The 1,268-nt window shown below is 73.7% G+C and carries 2 protein-coding genes; one reads left to right on the top strand and one right to left on the bottom strand.

Features of this window, described 5'->3' with window-relative positions; translation table 11 throughout:
* On the top strand, positions 1 to 194 hold a 194-nt coding region (locus ACLEQD_RS43675; protein WP_410391832.1), incomplete at its 5' end, for a hypothetical protein.
* Between the two features lie 24 nt (positions 195 to 218).
* Here the strand turns inward: ACLEQD_RS43675 and ACLEQD_RS43670 are convergent.
* Positions 219 to 1,262, bottom strand: coding sequence for a hypothetical protein (locus ACLEQD_RS43670; protein WP_410391833.1), 1,044 nt, complete (start codon positions 1,260 to 1,262; stop codon positions 219 to 221).
* Positions 1,263 to 1,268: the final 6 nt, after the last annotated feature.

Genomic DNA, 1,268 nt, shown 5'->3' with positions numbered 1-1,268 from the left:
CGGAGGCCCCGGCCGCGAGGCACGAGGCGCCCGCTTCCGAGCCTGAGCCCAGCGTCGTGGTGGCCCCCGACGTGGAGGCCGCGACCGCGGACGCGACCGCGGACGCGCTCGTGGAAATCGACGACGTGCAGGACGCCGACCTCGTGGAGGTCGACGCGGCCCACACGCCGCCTCCGCCGCCGCTCGAGTCCTGAGCCCGGGCCCGGGCCCGGTGACGCTCAGGGCGGGGGCGTGTCCTCGAGCGCGGCGTCGAGCTGCTTCTGCGCCTCCATGACGTCCTTCTCCAGCTCGTCCGTGTAGCGGTCGCGCTCCGGGCTCCTCCACTCGGCGTCGGAGAACTGCTGGAGCGAGTACTCGCGCGTGGTGTGCACGGGCCCGCGCAGCGTGACCATCAGCTCGCGGTCCGGGTCGCCCATCTCCTTGAGCAGGAAGCCCTCCACGTCGCGCAGGGTCAGCGGGAACGTGGGCGCCTCGTCGCGGATGAGCTTGCCGAAGACGTTGAGCTTCACCTCCTGCGCGCCCTCCTGCAGCTCCTCGTTGAACGACACCGACGCGAACGGCACGCCGCCCTCGTCGTCCAGCCGGCCGGACACCACGTACCGCCCCGCCTTGCGGACCTGGACGGACAGGTACAGGTCCAGCGACCCCGCCTCCACCACCTCGCGCACCCGGCGGGTGAACGTGGCCGGCGGCGCGGGGGTGTAGAGCACGTCGAAGAACGCCGAGTCCTCCAGCGACCCCGAGCGCACGCGCACGTCCACGCGCAGCGTGCCGGAGAACATCGCGAAGCCCTGCTCCGACGGCTGGAAGCGCCCGGTGAGCGTCCCGTCACCCGCCACCGCGTCGCCGCCCTGCCCCGCGTCCGTGAAGGCCACCGGCACGCTCGGCACACCGCCGGCGCCCACCAGGTGGTCCGCCTCGTGCGCCAGCGCGGACACCACCTCGCACGGGCGCGGCGTGCGGCGCGAGTCCTCGCACGCCACGCTGAGGAGCACCGCCTCCTCACCGACGACGAACACCTTGTCCTGCTTGAGCCGCAGCTGCACGTCGGAGGTGCCGTCCTGCGCGGCCTTCGGGCTCAAGGGCCGCGTGCGCTCCGGCTCCGCCAGCTCCAGTTGGTCCGGATGCTCGCGGCTGGGCCGCGACTCGGGCGGATAGCGCGTGGCCGCCACATAGGATTCCAACGAGCGCTTCGCGCGCTCCAGCCGCTTCTGCCACAGCTCGCGGCGGGCCTCGCGCTCGCGGGCCTCCGGGCTGAGCAGTGACGG

The sequence above is a fragment of the Corallococcus sp. 4LFB genome, assembly GCF_046520365.1.
In the GTDB taxonomy this organism is placed as follows: Bacteria; Myxococcota; Myxococcia; order Myxococcales; family Myxococcaceae; genus Corallococcus; species Corallococcus caeni.
The sequence above is the reverse complement of the archived record's forward strand: the minus strand, read 5'-3'. Positions and strand labels throughout refer to the sequence as shown.